Source organism: Collinsella sp. AF16-8 (genome assembly GCF_003462695.1).
Taxonomy (GTDB): domain Bacteria; phylum Actinomycetota; class Coriobacteriia; order Coriobacteriales; family Coriobacteriaceae; genus Collinsella.
Genome location: NZ_QRXX01000008.1, coordinates 104,512 through 118,442, shown reverse-complemented (window position 1 = coordinate 118,442; position 13,931 = coordinate 104,512). Strand labels below are relative to the sequence as shown.

The window sequence follows — 13,931 nt, the reverse complement described above, 5'->3', positions numbered from 1 at the left end:
TTTCTTTTAGGTAGCGGAAGTATCGACGACGCCGGTCGCATTGGCAACCGCGACTATGACGATCATGCATAGGAGCAGCACGCCCAATGCCTTGAGCCAGAGTTTCGCGAGTTTCTTGCCGCGATAGCTGTCGAGCAGTGCGAATCGCCGACGAAGGCGGCGCTTATCGAGCAGCGCAAAATGCATAAGCACCATAAGGCCATCGACAAAGAAAAAATACTCGATTATGAGAAACCACGTCGGGTAGCTTTGGTTTGCTCCCGTGGGGTGAAAGACGGCAAAGTGACTTCCGGCAAAGAACACAAGTAGGGAGAGGCAGACAAGCGTATTCCAAATGCGCCCCAGAGACTCCGGAACGCGAGAGAGCGGACCGCATGCAGCGGAGGCGGCAGGCCTAGGAAGCCCTGCGGGGTTCTGGAGCCCTTGGAGCGTCAACACCGTCTCCGAGTCTGGAGTACGGACAGGCGCAGGCGCAGGAGGCCGCACGGGGCGACTCAGATCGTATGCCGCGCGCGTAGCCCGTCCCAACGCTTCCGCACTCGCAAAACGCTTAGCCGGGTCGAGCGCCATCGACATGCAGATGACATCGGCAAGTGGAGTGGGAATGCCACGCGCCTCGCATTGCTCGCGCATGTCGAGCCCTGGTTTAGGGTCGATTCCCGTCAAGCAGAAGAACAACAGGGCGCCAAGTGCGTAGACGTCGCTGCGCACACTCGTCTGCCCAAACCCATACTGCTCGGGCGGCGCATAGGGTCGCGTGCCAAACTTGACGGTGTCGGCATCGGCGCCATCGCGCCATACGCGCGCGATCCCCAAGTCGATAATCACCAGCGATGAAAACGTCAGGCCCTCATCGAGCGTACGGCTCGCACCTGTCACGATGATATTCGATGGCTTGAGGTCGCGATGGATCACCGGCGCCGACGTCTCCCCCGCCATTGCAAAACCGGCGTGGAGCTCGCCCACGGCGTCGCAAAGGGCAGGATACAATTCACGTGCATAATCGGGGGTGGCTCCCAGACGGTCCACCAGCACCCCGAGCGTCTCTCCTTCGATATATTCCATAACCACGTTAAGCTCGTCGCCCACACGACGGCAATCGACGATTCTGGGCAGGTGCTCAAAACGCCCGCCCGCCCGCTGGGCGGCAAACAGACGCTCGTATGCCCCGCCGATTTGAGCCGAAGCATCGATGCGTTTACGGACAAAGGGGCCGAGCGAACCACCGCCGGTTCCTTCAAAGTACACGAGCTCAGTTGTTTCAACGGACGAGCGCTTAAGTACACGCTCCACGCGATAGCTGTCGTCGCGATCGAGCGACGCCAGGTGCTCGGCAAGCGCTGCGGTCAGCTCGTCATCGGGATATGTTGGGGTCTGAGCATCCATAGCCTCCATCATAGCGCAGGGCGCAGACACCCCATGGCATCCGCGCCCCGTTCGTTTGCATCGTTGTTCGGCAGCTCCGCCGGCTCAGATATCAGCCGCTAACTCACCGTCTCCTCGCCAAAGCGATACAGCTCCTCGTTGACCTTTTGGAGGCTGCACCCGCGATCGATGCAAAAGATGATAATCGCGTCACGGCGATCCTTGCAGTTGAGGACGCTCACCCCGGCAGCCGTCAGCGCACGGTTGGTCTCTTTGAGCGTCAGCGCCATCGCAAAGGCAATCTGCAGCACCTTATTGCGACTCGGGTGACGCGCACCAGTAAAGATCTGATAGCCAAAGGTCTCATTGAGATCGGCCATACGAACCACGCGAGAGCGCTCCAAGCCCTTTTCCTGCATCAGCTGCTTCAGGTAGTCCGAAAGCGACGGGGCGGCAAAGTCGTGCTCCCTGATATAGCCATCGATGTTCGGTGCATCGAGAAGCTCATTGAGCAACTCCTCAGTCAGCTTTTTATCGGGCATACGACTTCACCTCCCCCAGTGCATGCAACATGCTAGAAACCGCTTACGTCCGAACGCTCCCAGCTAGCAACCTGGTCGGGAGACACCGTACCCAGCGCCTCGAACTTCCAGGAGCCGCCCGCCTTCAGATGATTGGTGTTTGCAAGAGCCGTTCCAACCTGGTTGCCATCGGCATCATACAGAACATACTCAATCTGAATGTAGCTCTTTTCCTTGTCCGTGTTATTGGTCAGCGTGCCCGTGATCTTATAGGCAAACTGACTGGAGGTGTCTTCAGCCTCGTCAGCAATGGTATACGGTTCTTGCGGTTCTTTTTGCTCCTCAGCCTGCTGTGTCGCCTCGGCAGGTTTTGCCGAATCGCTCGCAGACGAATCGGTTGAATTGCCACCCATAGAGCCCACGGCACCGACGATAACCAGCACCACGATGACGCCTAGGACAATCTTGCCGATCGGCTTCTTTCCCTCTTTTGCCATTATTCATCCTTCCTACGATCCGGCTACCGCGCCGGCACACAGCACATCGTAGAAAGGATTGAACTTGAATTCATTAGCTGAGAGCTAAGGTTGCGGTAAACGGCCAATGCAGCTATCCAGACGCCGAGCAAACGCACTTTGCGTGACCGTCTGCTAGCAGCGCATCAACCCACCGTGACGGATTCCCCGGTAAAGGTGCTCACAAGCAACAGGATAAAGAAAACTAAATAGCTGATGCTCAATAGGTAGGCGACGACTAAAAAGATAGTCCATCCAACATTGGTCTTACCATCGGCACGACGTTGCTCGCGAGAACGGCACAGCCAGACCGTCACGCCAATGGCCACAATCAGCAACACGAGTGCCGCTGCTGCCACCCCGGCAAGCGCAAACATCACGCCAATGCTCACAGCAATAACCGGGAGCAGTAGCAAGCCACACCCGCATCCACCCGGGCTATATACGGCAGACTGTCGGCGTCGCCTCATCGTCGCCCCCATCATCTTTGAGCACTACAGTGCGATGGCCCGCTGAACAGGAACGATCTTATCGAGTTCCGGTTCGATCCGCCTTTTCTCGGCCTCAAGGTCAAACGCCACCTGAGCACGCAGCCAATAACCATCCGTCAGGCCAAAATAACGGCAAAGACGGAGGTCGGTGTCGGCCGTCACGCGACGTTTTCCCAAGACAATCTGCCCGATACGCTGAGCAGGAATCCCGGTCTCTTTCGCAAGGCGATATTGAGAAATGCCCATGGGAACAAGAAACTCCTCTTTGAGAAGCTCACCAGGAGTCACCGGCGACAGCAAATCGGCCGAAGTCTCATCACTTGTGATAATCGACGATTTCGACATTCCAAGCCATCTCCTGTCTCCACTCAAAACAGACCCGATAGCGCTCGTTAACACGGATGCTATATTGCCCGGCACGATCGCCCTTCAAAGCTTCCAGGCGGTTGCCCGGTGGAACGCGAAGATCATCAAGCGAAGCACAAACCTGCAGTTGGCGAATCTTCCTCAACGCAACACGCTCAAAGGGCACGAACTTCCTGACCCGCACACCCATGGCAAAGCGTTCGGTATCCTCATCTTTATACGATGCAATCATAGTATCGCCTTACGTTAGTAACGTCAAACGTTTCTATAGACTTACATCTCTATTATATCGTACGTTTGTTCGTATTTTCTAGAACAAATAGTCCTTCACGCCTTAGTCAAGCAAAAGCAATCGTTTGTAGACATCGAGGCCTTTGAGTAGGATTTCCTCGTCGAAGAGCATGCTATCGGTATGCAGAGCGCTTGTGGCATAGGCGGGGCAGCCATCCGAATCACTCGGGTTGTCTTGGTCCTCTGGCATACCCGTGCCCAGCAGGAAAAATACGCCCGGCAGATGGCGTTGATAGAACGCGAAATCCTCGGCAATCAGCAGCGGCTCGTCCACGAGCTGTAACTCGGGCAGAGCAGGCGCGATTCGATCAAACAACTCGGGATCGTTGTCGACCGGCGGATAGCCCTCGGCAAAGTCGAGATCGTACGTGCAGCCCGTTGCAGTGCATGCCTCATCAAGCACGCGGCGCACACCCTCGCGTGCACGGTCGAACATGCCGTCCGTAAACACACGCAAGCTGCCGGCCACATGGGCCTCCCCCGCCACCGCGTTGCAGACGGTACCGGCCTGCAGCAGGCCAAACTTGCCGATACAGGGCTCGTCGGTGCCCAGTTCGTCCATCAGCTCGCGCTCGGTAACCAAAAACTTCGCTGCCGCCAACGCGGCATCGTGTGACTCCTCAACCGGCACACCATAAGTCTTAGCAATATGGATACTCGCACCGTGAATATGGATATGCGTCTCGCTCGAACGCGCCAGCAGCGGACCAGAACAACTCGCCAGCGTGCCGGCAGACAGATCGGGCCACACATGGAAGCCAAAAATGCGGTCGGCCCCATAGCGCTCGAACACACCACTCTCGCATACCGTCTTGGCACCACCGGTCGTTTCCTCGGCCGGCTGGAACACAAAAAGCACGTTGCGTTTAAGTGAACCCGGCTGCTCGCGAATCGTGCGGTCGACATACGTCGCGGCGGCGAGCGCCATGGCCATGTGTCCGTCGTGCCCGCAAGCGTGCATCTTGCCGGGATGAGACGAGGCGAAGGCCGCACCCGTCGCCTCGGCAATGGGCAGCGCATCCATATCCGCACGAATCGCCGTGGCATGCGTGGCACCAACGCCAGCGTCAAAGAAAGCGCAGACGCAGCTGGGGCACGGATGGGTCACCTCGCAGGCAAGCGACGCCAACACGCCCTCGATATAGGCAATAGTCTGCGGAAGATCGAAGTCGAGCTCCGGGATCCTGTGCAAGTCGCGACGATAGCGACGGAGTTCTTGGAGCTCGGTCATAGAGGTTCCTTTCATTGGTGTGCGCCGGTTGCTATCTATTGTGCCGCAAGATTGCCATACCCTTATTTCCAGCATATCCCTGCATTTTTTAAACGTTATATACGAATACTCTTGTTTGGTAAAGTGCAACGTGGTAGGGTCGTTACCACTTGATAGAGGCGCGGGCACGAAGAACCGCGGGCGAGCCGGCAGGCTTTGACCCCGTGGGGAGGCGAAACCCGCCGAACTGGGTTTTTCGGGCACGAACAACCTGGTGGGCCTGTGGGAAACACCCACAGGACTGTCTGCAGCAATGCGGGAGCGCTATCCGGACATTGGGTCCACGCTATGCGGATTCGATGCGCAGATGGCGCCGTCTGGATAGCGAGGTTTACGGGACATGGCATTGACCCCCAACGAGGCATATGCGGCCAAGCAGCCGTTTGTGGACAAGGAGACGCTCGAGCATATCGTCGAGCAGTTCCCCACGCCGTTTCATCTATACGACGAGGCGGGCATCCGCCGCAACATGCAAGAAGTGCGCGACGCCTTTGCATGGAACCCGGGCTTTAAGGAATACTTTGCCGTCAAGGCCAACCCCAACCCGGCGCTCATCTCCATTCTCAACGAATACGGCTGCGGCTGCGATTGCTCGAGCTATACCGAGCTCATGATCGCCCGCTCGCTGGGTATCACGGGACACGACATCATGTTCTCGTCCAACGATACGCCGGCTGCCGACTTTGAGCTCGCCGACAAACTGGGTGCCATCGTCAACTTTGACGACATCAGCCACATCGAGTTCTTTGAGCACGTTGCGGGGCCAATCCCCAAGACGGTCAGTTGCCGTTTTAATCCAGGCGGCCTGTTCCAGCTCTCCAACGGCATCATGGACAATCCGGGGGACTCCAAGTACGGCATGACCACCGAGCAGCTCTTCGAGGCCTTCCGCACGCTCAAGGCCAAGGGCGCCGAGCGCTTTGGCATCCACGCATTCCTTGCCAGCAACACCGTCACCAACGACTACTACCCCAAGCTCGCGCGCATCCTCTTTGAGCTTGCCGTGCGCCTGGAGCGCGAGACCGGCGCACACGTCGCCTTCATCAACCTATCCGGCGGCGTCGGTATCCCCTACCTGCCCGAGCAGCAGGCCAACGACATCCACGCCATCGGTGAAGGGGTGCACACGGCCTACGACGAGATTCTGGTTCCCGCCGGCATGGGCGATGTGGCAATCTGTACCGAGATGGGCCGCTTTATGATGGGCCCCTATGGGTGCCTGGTCACCAAGACCATCCATGAGAAGCAGATCTACAAGGACTATATCGGCGTGGACGCCAGTGCCGTTGACCTTATTCGTCCCGCCATGTATGGCGCCTACCACCACATTACGGTGATGGGCCAACCGGGTGGTGACGACAAGACCACAGCGCCCGCTACGGACACCTACGACATCACGGGCAATCTGTGCGAGAACAACGATAAGTTCGCCATCGACCGCGAGCTGCCGCATATCGACATGGGCGACCTGCTCGTGATTCACGACACCGGCGCGCATGGCTACTCCATGGGCTACAACTACAACGGCCGTCTGCGCTCCGCCGAGGTCCTGCTGCGCCCCGATGGCTCGGCAGACCTCATCCGCCGCGCCGAGCGCCCGGGCGATTACTTTGCCACGCTCGACGTGCTGCCGTGCGGCCGCGAGCTGCTGGCCAAATCGCGCGCCGATGCCGCCCGCCGTCGCGCTCAGGACGAGCGCCTAGCAGTCACCGCCCAATGGAACAAACGCGTCCAGATCGCGGAAGCGAAGGAGAAGAACATGGATATCCGCAATCTCGAGGGCTCAATCGTCGCCCTTGTCACGCCGTTTAAAAAGGACGGCAGTGTCGACTTTGACGCGCTTGAGCGCCTTATCGATTTCCACCTGCAAAATGGCACTGACGCCATCCTCACCCTGGGCACCACCGGAGAGAGCGCCACGATGACCGATGACGAAGACAACTCCGTCGTCGCCGCCGTTGTCAAGCATGTTGCAGGACGCGTCCCCGTCATCGCCGGCTCGGGCTCCAACTCCACGCAAACCATGCTCACCAAGTCGCTCACTTACCAAGGCCTGGGCGCCGACGGCCTGCTGCTCATTACCCCCTACTACAACAAGTCTAACGAAGAGGGCATCTACCAGCACTTTAAGACCGTCGCCGATGCCGTGGACATCCCCTGCATCCTGTACAACATCCCCGGCCGCTGTGGCTGCGGTATCAGCGAGCGCAACGTAGAGCGCTTGGCCGCGCACCCCAACATCATCGGCATCAAGGAGGCCTCGGGCAACGTCGCCTACGCGGCCAAGATCGCCCACCTGCTGTCCGATGACTTCCGCATGTACTCGGGCGAGGATGCACTCACCGTGCCGCTCATGAGCCTGGGCGCCTCGGGCACCATCAGTGTGTGGGCCGATGTTCAGCCGCAGCTCGTGCACGACATGTGCCGCGCCTATCTGGACGGCGACGTAGCGCGCGCCCGCGATATCCAGATTGCCGGCCAGCCGCTCATCAATGCCCTCTTTAGCGAGGTCAACCCCATCCCCGTTAAGGAAGCGCTCGCCCAGATGGGTATGATCGAGGCAAACTACCGCATGCCGCTGTGCCCCATGGCCAACGACACGCGAGCCGCACTTACCGATGCTCTGAAGGGAGCTGGTCTGCTTGATTAAGACCGTCATTATGGGAACGGGCCGCATGGGCTCGCTGATCCGCACTACCGCCGAGGGCATTGTCAACGCCGCTGGAGAGCCCGTTTTTGACATCGTCGCCCAGATCGGCTTCGACTTGTCCGAGCTCGAGAGCGCACCGACGGCCGATGTAATCATCGACTTCTCGAACGTCGTGACCTTCGACGCCGTCGTCGCCTATGTCGAGCGTACAGGCGCCGCATTGGTCTCGGGCACCACGGGCTACACACCCGAGCAGATGGATCGCCTGCGCGAGCTGGGTCAAAACGCCCGCGTCATGCACTCGGGCAACTACTCTATCGGCATCGCCGCCCTGCGTCACCTAGTGGCCCAAGCCACGCGTGCGCTGCCCGGCTTTGACTGCGAGATTGTCGAGACGCACCACAACCAAAAGGTCGACGCTCCCAGCGGCACCGCCAAGCTGCTACTCGACGCCGTGGTCGAGGCCGAGCCAGAGGCTGGCTATCATCCCGTCTACGGTCGCGAGGGCATGTGCGGCGTTCGCGATCCCAAGGAAATCGGCATGCACTCGCTGCGCGGCGGCACCGTCGCCGGCGTACACGAGGTGAGCTTCTTTGGCCAGGACGAGGAGGTCACGCTTAGCCATCGCGCTACGAGCCGCCAGATCTTTGTCAACGGCGCTCTGGCCGCCGCGCAAAAGCTCGTCGTCCGCGACCCTGGCTTCTACACCTTCGATCAGGTCATGTTCGCCTAACCAGTTAACTACCGTACCCACGCAAAGGAGAAACAGCATATGAGCAACGCAGCCGAGATGGATGCCCAGGAGATTATCAATTACATCGCCACCGCGCCTAAAAAGACGCCTGTCAAGCTGTATGTGCGCGAGAAGCCCGATACGGAGGTCCAGTGGGGCGACGCGCATGTCTACGGCGATTGCCACGGCAAGACCGTCTTTGGCGATTGGGATGAGCTCAAGGCCATCCTCGATGCCAATGCCGACTCCATCGACTACTACGATGTGGAGAACGACTGCCGCAACTCTGCCGTGCCCATGCTCGACCTTAAGGGCATCAACGCCCGCATCGAGCCGGGCGCGATCATCCGCGACCGCGTCGAGATCGGCGACCGCGCCGTCATCATGATGGGTGCCATCATCAACATCGGCTCCGTCATTGGTGAAGGCTCCATGATCGACATGGGCGCCGTCCTGGGCGGCCGCGCAACCGTGGGCAAGAACTGCCATATCGGCGCCGGCACCGTACTGGCGGGCGTCGTTGAGCCTGCGAGCGCCACGCCCGTCATCATCGAGGATGATGTCATGATCGGCGCCAACGCCGTGGTCCTGGAGGGCGTGCACGTGGGCAAGGGCGCCGTCGTTGCCGCCGGCGCCGTGTGCGTCGAGGACGTCCCCGCCGGTGCCGTCGTGGCCGGTGTCCCCGCCCGCGTCATCAAGATGCGCGACGAGAAGACCGACAGCAAGACCGGCCTGGAAGAGGGCCTGCGCCAGCTTTAATAGTTACGGCGTTTTACCAAACGCCGTAACGACTCGACGCTACAAACGCCCCAGAGCGGCAATCTGACGTTCAATCGTCGGGCGTGACCAAAAGGTCAATGCCCTCCTCTTTCACGTCACCTTGCTCGCTCTGGGGCGTTTTCGCTGATTTATGCTCAACCAGTAGCGTAATTAAGCCCCGAGTAAAAAGGGCCGAAACCCTCATCCGAGGCTTCGGCCTTTGTTTTTCTGCAGCGTCCAAGAGCAGTTTATCGGTTCTCGATGCTGCCGATGTTTTTGAGCTCGATGGAAATGAGGCCGTTGGGCTCGTTGACAAACTCGATGTACTCGGAGTTCGAACCCATCTCGGCCGGGAAGCTGATCTCGATGCCCGTGTCGGTACGGATCTTGTGGTTGCGCACGGCCGCTCGCTCGACCTGCTTGCGCTCCACGGGCACGCGCTCGGGCACCTTCTCCTCGGTCAGTGCCGCGCGTACGCTTTCCTTGATGACCGGCTCGTCCTCAAAGACCTCATCGACGATATCCCAAGGCGGCAGCTCCTCGTCGTCCTCGACCTTCTCGGCAACGGCGGCCTTGACCTTGGCGAGAGCGACGGCCGTGTTGGCACCGTGCTCCTCGGCGACCTCCTCGACCACGCGCGTCACGGTGTCGATGACTTCCTTGCCCGACACGCCCGTGTCGCACTGCAACAGGCCATCGGGGATGAGCATGCGGTCCTCGCCGGCAATCTTGCGCTTCTTGTCTACGTAGCCGATCTCCATGGTGCTCGCGCGCACGATGGCATAGCTCGGCACCTTCTGCGAGGGGTTCGGCAGGATGGCGTAGTGGCGCGCGATATCGTTGCGCACCTCCCCCTCCTCGCGGCCTACCTCGTGCATAAAGGCCTGCTTGGAGCCCAGGAGCATGACGGCAAACCAGCGGGCATCCTCATCGTCGTCAAAGTCGGCCACGAGCACGTCGGTGGACTCAGCCTTCTCGGCCTTGGTGAGCTCGGAAGAGATGAACTCCGCGATCTGCTGCGACAGATCCACGAACTCGCGCTCGCCAAAGAAATAGCCCTTGAGCTCGCCGCCAAACGCAGAGTTCTCGGCAAACGTGGCACGCTTGTTATCGGCCGAAGTGCGGGCACGGCGTAGGTGTGTGGTCACAAAGTTGCGCACGGTGCGGCTTTCGATATCCAGCTCGCGCTGGCTCATGACGTTGACAGCCGAGTCAAAGTCCAGGATATGCAGAATCGCGTGATTGATTTTCATATACGGCATTCCGTTCTAGATCGATTTGGGCACGAACCAGTATAGCGGTCGAGCCCGCCCCAGGCGCATCGAAGCTTGGTGCATCGGGGACAGGTTGCTTTGCACCAATGGTTAGCGCAGGAGCTCGGACTGCCAAGCCTCGAGCTGTTCTGCCAAACTCTTGCCGGCAGCGGGCAAGTCGATCTGGGGTCGTTTGGGCAGCAGTGCGCATTTAAGGATTGCCACGATGGTCTGCGAGACAAAGCGTCGCGTATCCTTGTCAAAGCCTTGTGCAGCCTGGAGCATCACGGGCAGGCTCTCGCGCAGATTCCCGGCGATATCCGCAAACCGCTCAGCACCCGTAGCCTCAAACACGGAGAACAACGCATCTACAAAACGCTCGCGCTCGCTAGGTAACACCGCAAGCAGCATCTCGCGAATGGAGCCATCAACGTATCGAGCACCGGCGGACAGGCGCTCACAGTACGCGAAGTCGCGACCATCAACCACCCAGCTAAAGGGATTGTGCTGCAGCAGGCTGAACTCGGTGCTCTCAACGATGGCATAGTCCTCCTGCGTCTCGAACATCATGCCAAAGATCGACGACCGAGGTAGCGTCTTGTCGATTCGACCGGAAAGATCGGCAAAGGCGTTGCCGTTCAGAAACTCCTCGACGAAGCCCGGACCATCATGGGAATACACCCGTTCGATTCGCCCACGGGCGACATCGGAGCACATCGCCGCACCGTACACCGCAAGGTTTCCGCCCTTGGAATGACCTCCACACAAAAGCGGCCCGTCAATCGCATCCGCTGCCTCGTCCACATAACGTACCGCGGATTCCTGGGCCGGCACAGGACACCGGAACGCCATGTTAAAGTCCTCTTTCCAGCCCACAATCGTGCTGTCGGTCCCCCGGAAGGAAAGATAACTAAACCCCGCCGGAAACCGGAACGCCATGGCTGCAAACTGCTCTGTCGCTACCACATCGCTCACGGCACGATAGCCGCAAACGTGCACGCCACGGTAACGAGGGTTTGCTGCCACGGCCTCCAACAAGGCCCTGCTCCCCTCTGGGTCCCACAAGTCGTCAATCATGTCCCGGTAGCACTCGGCACGCAGCAGTTCGCGTACGTCTAGGCCCTGCCAGTTCGTCAGCTCCGCCATATCACCCGGCAAACGCAAATAGGACAACCACGCAAAGACCAGGCTATCCACCGCGCAGAACGACCGCTCCTCAAACGGATCAAACACCGTCTGGGCATAGGTCAAAAAATTAGGCGAATCCGACATGGCCCTCCCATCAACTATGGTGCATTGGGGTCAGGTTACTTTGCACCAAAAAGGCGCCCGGGCCGTGTGGACCCGGACGCCTTCATTGTAGCTTTTCGCTCTAGCGAGCTTGATTTAGCAGGAGAAGTCGACGCTGTCGATGATGTCCTTGAGGGCCTTGGCGGAGGCGGTGAGCTCATGCTGCTCGTCATCGTTCAGCGGCACGGGAACGCGACAGACGACGCCATCGCGGCCAACGACCGTCGGCATGGAGATGGCAAGATCGGACAGGCCATACTCGCCCACCATGAGCGAGGAGACGGGCAGAACGGTCTGCTCATCGCGCATGACGGCGGTGCAGATGCGCTTGACGGCCATGGCGACGCCATAGTAGGTGGCGTGCTTCTTCTCGATGATGGTGTAGGCGGAGTTCTTGACGTCCTCGGCGATGCGCTTCTCGGCAGCCTCATGCTCCAGATGACCGTGAAGCTCGCAGAAAGTGTTCAGCGGCACGCCGGCAACCTGGGCGCTGGACCAAGCGACAAACTCAGAGTCGCCGTGCTCGCCCATGACGTAGGCCTGGACATCGCGCGGGTCGACCTCGACGTGGGCGCCGAGCATCTGCTGCAGACGGCCGGTGTCGAGCACGGTGCCGGAGCCGATGACGTGGCCCTCGGGCAGACCGGACATCTTGATGGCGGCGTAGGTCAGAACGTCGACCGGGTTGGAGACGATGAGCAGAATGCCGTCGAAGCCAGACTTCTTAATCTCGGGAATAATGGACTTGAAGATGCTGACGTTCTTGTTGACCAGGTCCAGGCGGGTCTCACCGGGCTTCTGGGCAGCGCCAGCGGTGACGACGATCATGGCGGCGTCGGCGACATCGGAATAATCGCCGGCGTAGATCTTCATCGGCTCGGCAAACGTCATGCCGTGCGCGATATCCAGAGCCTCACCCTCGGCGCGGTTCTTGTCCACGTCGATGAGGACCATTTCAGAGAACAGACCGCTCTGCATCAGCGCGAACGCCGAAGACGAACCGACGAAACCGCAACCGACAATAGCGACCTTCTTCTCGTTAACCATTAGAAACTCCCATCTCTCTCCACAAGCAAGCCGCCCGGGAACGACCCGAGCGGCTTGCCGTAATCCCAATACATCCAATCGGGACTTTGATTATGCTCCTATTCGCAGCCAAAAATCGACCGTTTACCGAAATTGTTTGCAGGATTCGTAAAATAACTGCACGAAATCGGTTTCGAACTATTGACGCAACGGAAAGACACCCTAATACAGGCCCGCCTCACGAATGGCCTCGACAGCCAGAGCGATCTGCTCGGGTGGCAAAACCAGCGCCATGCGCACGTGCCCCTCGCCCGAAGGCCCAAAGCTCGCACCCGGCGTTACCACAACGCCGGCCTTCTCCATGAGCTCCTCGCAAAACGCCATGGAATCGGTACGGCCGCCGGGAAGCTTGGCCCACACAAACATGGAACCATGCGCATTGGGGCGCTCCCAACCCAGGCCCTCAAGACCGTCGCACAGGGCATCGCGGCGCTCCTGGTACTTCAGACGCTGCGCCTCGACCTCATCGCGCGGACCGTTCAGGCAGGCGATAGCAGCCTTTTGGATCGGGAAGAACATACCAAAGTCGATCTGGCCGCGCAGCTTGGCAAAGGCAGAGACCACGTCCTCGCGGCCGACCAAAAAGCCGATACGCGCACCGGTAACGTTAAACGACTTGGAAAGCGAGAAGAACTCCACGCCCACCTCGAGCGCACCAGGATACTGCAAGAAGCTTCCGCCCGGCTCGCCGTCGAACACGATGTCGGAGTACGCGTTGTCATGGACGATGAGCAGGTCGTGCTCGCGGGCGAAAGCGATGATCTCCTCGTAGACCTCGGGCGTGCCCACCGAGCCGACCGGGTTTGCGGGCAGCGACACGATCATATACTTGGCACGATCGGCCACCTCGGGATCGATACCCGCCACATAGGGCAGGTAATTATGCTCGGCGACCAACGGATAGTACTCGAGCTTGGCATCGGCGATTTTGGCGCCCGCCTCAAAGACCGGGTAGCACGGATCGGGAACCAAAATGGTGTCACCCGGATCGAGCAGGGCCAGGCCCAAATGGCCCACGCCCTCCTGCGTGCCGTTGCACGACTGCACCATAGACGGCGTAATGCCGGAGACACCAAAGCGACGCTCATAGTAATCGCACACGGCTTGCTTGAGTTCGGGCAGGTCGCGCAGGGCATACTTCCACATCTCGGGATCTTGGGCTGCATGCGTGAGCGCCTCGACCACATGGTCGTACGGCTTAAAGTCGGGCGTGCCCACGCTCATGTTGTAAATGGTCTTGCCCTGAGCCTTCAGCGCGAGAAGTTTGTTGTTGAGCGAGGCGAAGACCTCCGCGCCAAAGCGGTCGAGACGCTGCGATGCCTGCATGGTGCCACCTTTCGA

14 protein-coding genes and 1 riboswitch are annotated in these 13,931 nt (G+C 59.5%); of the genes, 3 read left to right on the top strand and 11 right to left on the bottom strand.

Annotation, left to right across the window (positions count from 1 at the left end; genetic code table 11):
- Nucleotides 1–6 precede the first annotated feature (6 nt).
- From DWW73_RS08230 to DWW73_RS08200, 7 genes are all read right to left on the bottom strand, one after another.
- Nucleotides 7–1,386, bottom strand: coding sequence for a protein kinase (locus DWW73_RS08230; protein ID WP_158563805.1), 1,380 nt, complete (start codon nt 1,384–1,386; stop codon nt 7–9).
- 98 nt (nt 1,387–1,484) lie between these two features.
- Nucleotides 1,485–1,907 carry a helix-turn-helix domain-containing protein gene (locus DWW73_RS08225; RefSeq protein WP_117773920.1) on the bottom strand — a complete coding sequence of 141 codons (423 nt, stop codon included), beginning with the start codon at nt 1,905–1,907 and terminating at the stop codon, nt 1,485–1,487.
- A gap of 32 nt (nt 1,908–1,939) precedes the next feature.
- On the bottom strand, nt 1,940–2,383 hold the full coding sequence (locus tag DWW73_RS08220) for an FxLYD domain-containing protein (protein ID WP_117773919.1): 444 nt from the start codon (nt 2,381–2,383) through the stop codon (nt 1,940–1,942).
- Nucleotides 2,384–2,547: 164 nt separating this feature from the next.
- Entirely contained in the window at nt 2,548–2,871 is a 324-nt protein-coding gene (locus DWW73_RS08215) for a hypothetical protein (RefSeq protein ID WP_147343550.1), read from the bottom strand.
- A 24-nt stretch (nt 2,872–2,895) separates the two neighbouring features.
- Complete coding sequence (locus DWW73_RS08210) at nt 2,896–3,237, bottom strand: HigA family addiction module antitoxin (RefSeq protein WP_117770129.1); 342 nt, start codon at nt 3,235–3,237, stop codon at nt 2,896–2,898.
- Nucleotides 3,209–3,490, bottom strand: a complete 282-nt coding sequence (locus DWW73_RS08205; protein ID WP_117635415.1) for a type II toxin-antitoxin system RelE/ParE family toxin — start codon at nt 3,488–3,490, stop codon at nt 3,209–3,211. Before DWW73_RS08205 ends, DWW73_RS08210 begins: the two co-directional genes overlap by 29 nt.
- 102 nt (nt 3,491–3,592) lie before the next feature.
- On the bottom strand, nt 3,593–4,780 hold the full coding sequence (locus DWW73_RS08200; protein WP_117779278.1) for an N-acetyldiaminopimelate deacetylase: 1,188 nt from the start codon (nt 4,778–4,780) through the stop codon (nt 3,593–3,595).
- 145 nt (nt 4,781–4,925) lie between these two features.
- Nucleotides 4,926–5,094: riboswitch (Lysine riboswitch) on the top strand.
- A 65-nt stretch (nt 5,095–5,159) separates the two neighbouring features.
- Here DWW73_RS08200 and dapA point away from each other — a divergent pair.
- Genes dapA through dapD form a run of 3 tightly spaced genes read left to right on the top strand, consistent with a single transcriptional unit; the run spans nt 5,160 to nt 8,961 of the window.
- Nucleotides 5,160–7,469, top strand: coding sequence for a 4-hydroxy-tetrahydrodipicolinate synthase (gene dapA, locus DWW73_RS10320; RefSeq protein ID WP_117779277.1), 2,310 nt, complete (start codon nt 5,160–5,162; stop codon nt 7,467–7,469).
- The gene (dapB, locus tag DWW73_RS08190; RefSeq protein WP_199413492.1) at nt 7,462–8,202 is read left to right on the top strand and encodes a 4-hydroxy-tetrahydrodipicolinate reductase; all 741 of its coding nucleotides are present in this window, start codon (nt 7,462–7,464) and stop codon (nt 8,200–8,202) included. The genes dapA and dapB overlap by 8 nt, the downstream gene beginning before the upstream one ends.
- Nucleotides 8,203–8,241: 39 nt before the next feature.
- Nucleotides 8,242–8,961 carry a 2,3,4,5-tetrahydropyridine-2,6-dicarboxylate N-acetyltransferase gene (gene dapD / locus DWW73_RS08185; protein ID WP_117779276.1) on the top strand — a complete coding sequence of 240 codons (720 nt, stop codon included), beginning with the start codon at nt 8,242–8,244 and terminating at the stop codon, nt 8,959–8,961.
- 248 nt (nt 8,962–9,209) lie between these two features.
- Here dapD and DWW73_RS08180 read toward each other — a convergent pair whose 3' ends face one another.
- The 4 genes from DWW73_RS08180 to DWW73_RS08165 all read right to left on the bottom strand — a co-directional run bounded on the left by DWW73_RS08180 (nt 9,210) and on the right by DWW73_RS08165 (nt 13,916).
- Complete coding sequence (locus DWW73_RS08180) at nt 9,210–10,214, bottom strand: nucleoid-associated protein (RefSeq protein ID WP_022094136.1); 1,005 nt, start codon at nt 10,212–10,214, stop codon at nt 9,210–9,212.
- Between the two features lie 111 nt (nt 10,215–10,325).
- Nucleotides 10,326–11,486 carry an Mbeg1-like protein gene (locus DWW73_RS08175; RefSeq protein WP_117779275.1) on the bottom strand — a complete coding sequence of 387 codons (1,161 nt, stop codon included), beginning with the start codon at nt 11,484–11,486 and terminating at the stop codon, nt 10,326–10,328.
- Between the two features lie 114 nt (nt 11,487–11,600).
- A complete protein-coding gene (locus DWW73_RS08170; RefSeq protein ID WP_089573042.1) occupies nt 11,601–12,551 on the bottom strand; it encodes an L-lactate dehydrogenase in 951 nt (316 codons plus the stop codon).
- A 201-nt stretch (nt 12,552–12,752) separates the two neighbouring features.
- On the bottom strand, nt 12,753–13,916 hold the full coding sequence (locus DWW73_RS08165; protein ID WP_117779274.1) for a pyridoxal phosphate-dependent aminotransferase: 1,164 nt from the start codon (nt 13,914–13,916) through the stop codon (nt 12,753–12,755).
- Between the last annotated feature and the right edge of the window lie 15 nt (nt 13,917–13,931).

Excerpts from the sequence above, each read along its gene's own strand:
- DWW73_RS08230 (WP_158563805.1), bottom strand. The coding sequence starts at position 1,386 with ATGGATGCTCAGACCCCAACATATCCCGATGACGAGCTGACCGCAGCG.
- DWW73_RS08225 (WP_117773920.1), bottom strand. The coding sequence starts at position 1,907 with ATGCCCGATAAAAAGCTGACTGAGGAGTTGCTCAATGAGCTTCTCGAT.
- DWW73_RS08220 (WP_117773919.1), bottom strand. The coding sequence starts at position 2,383 with ATGGCAAAAGAGGGAAAGAAGCCGATCGGCAAGATTGTCCTAGGCGTC.
- DWW73_RS08215 (WP_147343550.1), bottom strand. The coding sequence starts at position 2,871 with ATGAGGCGACGCCGACAGTCTGCCGTATATAGCCCGGGTGGATGCGGG.
- DWW73_RS08210 (WP_117770129.1), bottom strand. The coding sequence starts at position 3,237 with ATGTCGAAATCGTCGATTATCACAAGTGATGAGACTTCGGCCGATTTG.
- DWW73_RS08205 (WP_117635415.1), bottom strand. The coding sequence starts at position 3,490 with ATGATTGCATCGTATAAAGATGAGGATACCGAACGCTTTGCCATGGGT.
- DWW73_RS08200 (WP_117779278.1), bottom strand. The coding sequence starts at position 4,780 with ATGACCGAGCTCCAAGAACTCCGTCGCTATCGTCGCGACTTGCACAGG.
- dapA (WP_117779277.1), top strand. The coding sequence starts at position 5,160 with ATGGCATTGACCCCCAACGAGGCATATGCGGCCAAGCAGCCGTTTGTG.
- dapD (WP_117779276.1), top strand. The coding sequence starts at position 8,242 with ATGAGCAACGCAGCCGAGATGGATGCCCAGGAGATTATCAATTACATC.
- DWW73_RS08180 (WP_022094136.1), bottom strand. The coding sequence starts at position 10,214 with ATGAAAATCAATCACGCGATTCTGCATATCCTGGACTTTGACTCGGCT.
- DWW73_RS08175 (WP_117779275.1), bottom strand. The coding sequence starts at position 11,486 with ATGTCGGATTCGCCTAATTTTTTGACCTATGCCCAGACGGTGTTTGAT.
- DWW73_RS08170 (WP_089573042.1), bottom strand. The coding sequence starts at position 12,551 with ATGGTTAACGAGAAGAAGGTCGCTATTGTCGGTTGCGGTTTCGTCGGT.
- DWW73_RS08165 (WP_117779274.1), bottom strand. The coding sequence starts at position 13,916 with ATGCAGGCATCGCAGCGTCTCGACCGCTTTGGCGCGGAGGTCTTCGCC.